Source organism: Thioalkalivibrio sp. (assembly GCF_041690275.1).
Classification (GTDB): Bacteria; Pseudomonadota; Gammaproteobacteria; order Ectothiorhodospirales; family Ectothiorhodospiraceae; genus Thioalkalivibrio.
In genome coordinates, this window is sequence record NZ_JAWLHP010000076.1 from 6133 (window position 1) to 10377 (window position 4245).

Genomic DNA, 4245 nt, shown 5'->3' on the forward strand with positions numbered 1-4245 from the left:
GGGTGCTCGTGGGAGCGGCTTCCAGCCGCGATGCGGCGTTGTGTCGAGTGCCCAGGGCCATCGCGGCCAGAGGCCGCCCCTACACGAAGCCAGCCCCCTGGGCGGCCTTCACGGGCGCCGGATCGCCGCGCGGGCTCGCCTCCCACAAACGAGAGACACCCCCACTGGACAAGCCAGGTCAGTTCTTGCCGGCGCGCACCAGCCCGCCAAGACCGGCCTGGACCAGCGCGTTGTTCAGCAGGGAGCGGATCTGCTCGGGATTCTCCAGCAGCCGGCACTGGGCCAGCAGCGCCTCTGCCCGGTCGGTGGTGAAGCTGCGGATCACCCACTTGACTCTCGGAATCGCGGACACACTGACACTCAGGCTGTCCATGCCCATGCCGAGCAGCAGGATGATCGCCGCCGGATCCGCGGCCATCTCGCCACAGACGCTGACCGGCTTGCCGGTCCGCCGCGCGCCTTCGGCAATCAGCTCCAGCGCACGGATGGACGACGGATGCAGTGTGTCGTAGAGGTTCGCCACACGGGCGTTGTTGCGGTCCACCGCCAGCAGGTACTGCACCAGATCATTGGTCCCGATCGACAGAAAATCGACCCGCCGGGCCAGCGCCTCCACGATGTAGACGGCTGCCGGAACCTCGATCATCACGCCGACCTTCGGCATCGGGACCGGCAGTCCCTCGTCCAGCAGTTCCTCCCGGGCGCGGTTGAGCAGGATCAGCGACTCCTTCAGTTCCTCGAGGGTGCTGATCATCGGGAACAGGATCTGCAGGTTGTGGTGCTCGACGCTCGCCTTCAGCATCGCCCGCAACTGCGGCAGGAATATCTCCGGGTGATCCAGCGTGATGCGTATGCCGCGCCAGCCGAGAAACGGGTTGTCCTCCCGCACCGGGAAGTACGGCAACGCCTTGTCACCGCCGACATCCAGGGTCCGCAGCGTCACCGGCATTGGATCGAAGGACGCCAGAATCTGGCGGTAGATCTCGACCTGTTCCTCCTCGCCCGGGAAGCGGTCGCGGATGATGAATGGCACCTCGGTGCGGTACAGCCCGACCCCTTCGGCGCCCGACTGCAGCGAGGGTCGGATGTCTGCGAGCAGACCGCTGTTCGCCATCACCGGCACCGGACGGCCGTCCCGGGTCGCGGCGGGCTGAAGCGCCAGCGTGCGCAGGCCATCCTCCAGCTCGCGTTCTTCCCGAACCAGACGCATGAACTCGGCGCGCAGCTCGGGGCCCGGGTTCACGTACAGCCGTCCGCGGTAGCCGTCCACCAGGAGTTCGCGATCCTCCAGACGGCTGACCGGAAGATCGGAGACCCCCATCACCGCAGGCACGTTCAGGGCGCGCGCGAGGATCGCGATGTGCGAGGAACCCGAGCCGCGGGCCGACACGATGGCCCCCAGCCGCTCGATCGGCACCTCGGCGAGATGCGATGCGGTCAGGTCCTCGCCGACCAGGATCCCGCCCTCGGGGAAGTCACCCTCGGCATCCTCGGCAGGCAGCAGATGAGAGAGGATCCGGCGTCCGAGATCCCGGATATCGGCTCCACGCTCCCGCAGGTAGGCATCCTCCATGTCCTCGAAGACACGAACGCTCTCGCGCACCGTGTCGCGCAGCGCCCCGGGGGCCCATTGCCCGGTCCGGATCCGGGTCTCGGTGCGATGCACCAGCGAATCCCCCAGCAGCAGCAGATAGGCATCGAACAGCGCGCCTTCCTCGGCCGGCAGCAGGGCCTGCGTCCGCGCCTTCAGACCCTCGATCTCCTCGCGGGTCGCATTCACCGCCATCGCGAAACGGGCCAGTTCCTCTTCGACGCCGGGCGCCTCGCGGTCCGGGATCGAATCGAGGTCGGCCAGCCGGTAGGCGACGACCGCGCGCCCGATGGCCACGCCGGGCGCACCCGCGACACCGATCGCCTCCACATTCACGTGGCTGACCATCGGGGTCTCGCTCGCGATCTCGTCGGTGAATTCCGCGTGTGTGATCGCCCCCGACAGCTGCGCCGCCAGCGTGATGAGGAAGGACACGTGCTCGTTGTCGAAGCGTCGCGCCTTGTGATGCTGCACCACCAGCACACCGAGCAGCTTGCGCTGCTGGATGATCGGAACCCCCAGGAAGGACAGGAACCGCTCCTCGCCGGTCTCCGGGAAGTAGCGGAAGCGCGGGTGTTCGGAGGCGTTCTCGAGGTTGATCGGCTCGGCGCGCGAGGCCACCAGCCCCACGAGGCCCTCGGAGACCTCCATCTCCACCTGGCCCACCGATTCCTGGCGCAATCCTTCGGAGGCCATCAGCACCAGCCGCTCGGAGCGAGGCGATTTCAGGTAGATCGAACAGACATCGATGTCGAGCGCACCCTTCACCCGGGTCACGATGATGCTCAGCGCCTCGTAGAAGTCCGCCGCTCCGTTGACCTCCTGCACCACGCGGCGCAGCAGGTCGAGCATCGAGGATGGTGGTGCCGAGGCCGTCATGAACCGGCCGAACGCGAACTGGCGCAGCGACCGCGCAGAGGGCCGGCCGCCAGCTCGGGAAACATCAGCGGCACGAGCTCGCAGAGCGCCCGGCGGTACACGCTGCGCTTGAAATGCACGACCTCATGCACCGGCCTCCAGTAATCGATCCAGCGCCAGTCGTCGAACTCCGCTGGCTGCACCGCGTCGAGTCGGAAGTCCTCGTCGGATCCCACCATTTCCAGCAGGAACCACCGCTGCTTCTGGCCCACGCAGACCGGTTGGCTGCGTCGCCGCACCATGCGCGCAGGCAGGCGATAACGCAGCCAGCTGCGCGTTACGCCCAGTATGCGCACGTGCTCCGGCAGCAGGCCGGTCTCCTCGCGCAACTCGCGAAACAGCGCGTCCTCGGGCGACTCGTCCTGGTGGATGCCACCCTGGGGAAACTGCCACGCATCCTGCCCCACGCGCTTGCCCCAGAACAGCTGCTGTTGCGCGTTGCAGACGATGATACCTACGTTCGGTCGATAGCCATCACAATCAATCACTTGGTTCAACCGGCTAATGATTCGTTAACATGATTGTTCCACACGGGCGGGTACACGGCAAAGCACCCACAGCCCGGGTCCGCCTCACGGCCGCGACTCGCACCCCCGGATCCGGCTACGTACAATCGGGCACACAGACCGTTCTGCCTGCACACCGGACCACGATCATGCCACTGGCCATCTTCGACCTCGACAACACCCTGCTTGCGGGCGACAGCGACCATGCCTGGGGGCGCTTCCTCGCCGAGGTCGGTGCGGTCGATGCGGCGACCTACACCCGGCTCAACGACGACTTCTACGCGCAGTACGTCGCCGGGACGCTGGACATCTACGCGTTCTGCCGCTTCGTGTTCCAGCCCCTGGTACAGCATCCCCTGCCCCAGCTGCACCTCTGGCGGGAGACCTTTCTCCAGGACCGGATCCGTCCGATGATCGCCCCAGGCGCCTCGGATCTGCTGGCCCGGCACCGCGAAGCCGGTGACACGCTGCTGATCATCACCGCGACCAACAGCTTCGTCACCCGCCCGATCGCGGACATGCTGGGAATCGAACACCTGCTCGCCACGGAACCGGAGTTCCGGGACGGCCGGTACACCGGCGAGCTCGCCGCGACCCCCTGCTTCCAGGAGGGCAAGATCGAGCGACTGCGGCAGTGGCTCCGGGAGCGGGGCGAACCCGAGGACGCCATGGTCGAGGCGACCTTCTACAGCGATTCACGCAACGACATCCCGCTGCTCGAGGCAGTCCGCCGGCCGGTGGCGGTGGATGCGGATCCCGCGCTGGCGGCGCATGCGGAACGCCTTGGCTGGCCCCGGATCTCGCTGCGTGGCACGGCAGTCGATCGCGACCGCCTGGCGGCCGGCAGTCCCTGAACAGCACATCCCCGCACGATCATGCCGATACCCGCCGCCCCGAGAGATGAAGGCCCCCCTCTCCCGCTTGCGAGGGAGGGCAGAAATGCGTGACCTTCACGGTAACGGTGATGGCCCTGCGGCACCTCCGGACCAGCAAGGAAGGCCGTAGGGTGGGCCAAGCGCAGCGGGCCCACCATCCCGGCCGTGTCGCTCGGTGGTGGGCCCGCGGGGTTGGCCCCACCCTACGCTGCTGGAGCCGGAGAGCCGCGCGATTTTCACGTCAAGGGAGGCCCGCACGATGCACCACCCACCCACCTGCCTGACCATTGCCGGATCGGACCCGGGTGGCGGGGCCGGCCTGCAGGCCGACCTGACCACCTTCACCCGTCTGGGA

At 67.5% G+C, this 4245-nt stretch carries 3 protein-coding genes and 1 pseudogene; 2 read left to right on the plus strand and 2 right to left on the minus strand.

The window, feature by feature from the left end; all coding sequences use genetic code 11:
* Positions 1 to 178: 178 nt before the first annotated feature.
* Positions 179 to 2443, minus strand: a complete 2265-nt coding sequence (gene ptsP, locus ACESMN_RS12205) for a phosphoenolpyruvate--protein phosphotransferase (protein WP_373053880.1) — start codon at positions 2441 to 2443, stop codon at positions 179 to 181.
* A gap of 23 nt (positions 2444 to 2466) precedes the next feature.
* Positions 2467 to 2997, minus strand: a complete 531-nt coding sequence (locus ACESMN_RS12210; RefSeq protein ID WP_373053881.1) for an RNA pyrophosphohydrolase — start codon at positions 2995 to 2997, stop codon at positions 2467 to 2469.
* Positions 2998 to 3164: 167 nt separating this feature from the next.
* On the opposite strand from ACESMN_RS12210, the gene ACESMN_RS12215 reads away from it, so the two are divergent.
* Both ACESMN_RS12215 and ACESMN_RS12220 read left to right on the plus strand, forming a co-directional pair.
* The gene (locus ACESMN_RS12215; protein ID WP_373053879.1) at positions 3165 to 3869 is read left to right on the plus strand and encodes an HAD family hydrolase; all 705 of its coding nucleotides are present in this window, start codon (positions 3165 to 3167) and stop codon (positions 3867 to 3869) included.
* 280 nt (positions 3870 to 4149) lie between these two features.
* Positions 4150 to 4245, plus strand: a pseudogene (locus ACESMN_RS12220) (bifunctional hydroxymethylpyrimidine kinase/phosphomethylpyrimidine kinase); the annotation flags it as partial.

Bases quoted from the DNA above. Each gene is read 5' to 3' on its own strand.
- ACESMN_RS12215 (WP_373053879.1), top strand. From the start codon at position 3,165: ATGCCACTGGCCATCTTCGACCTCGACAACACCCTGCTTGCGGGCGAC.
- ptsP (WP_373053880.1), bottom strand. From the start codon at position 2,443: ATGCTCGACCTGCTGCGCCGCGTGGTGCAGGAGGTCAACGGAGCGGCG.